Source organism: Neisseria sp. HMSC064E01, assembly GCF_001808875.1.
Taxonomy (GTDB): Bacteria; Pseudomonadota; Gammaproteobacteria; order Burkholderiales; family Neisseriaceae; genus Neisseria; species Neisseria sicca_A.
Genome location: NZ_KV794978.1, coordinates 1 through 259, shown reverse-complemented (window position 1 = coordinate 259; position 259 = coordinate 1). Strand labels below are relative to the sequence as shown.

General features: G+C 59.8%; 1 pseudogene. It reads right to left on the bottom strand.

The window, feature by feature from the left end:
- Positions 1 to 259: pseudogene (locus HMPREF2572_RS14490) on the bottom strand (hypothetical protein); the annotation flags it as partial.

The window sequence follows — 259 nt, the reverse complement described above, 5'->3', positions numbered from 1 at the left end:
AGATGTTGGGATGTCGAGGATGTTGTGGGCGGGGTCGAAGGCGAAGGTTTCGCTGCGGCCGGTTTGGTTGTTGCGGGCTTCTTGAATGCGTTCGATTTTGTCGTAAACGTAATGGAGGACGCCGCTTCTTTGGTCGGCGCTTTGGATCAGGTTGCCGGCTTTGTCGTAGGCGTAGCGGCGGTTGACGGCGCCGCCGGCCAGTGGGGTTTGTTTGCCGCGGGAGGTTTGTGTGCCGCTCCAGACGGTACGCTGGCTTTTC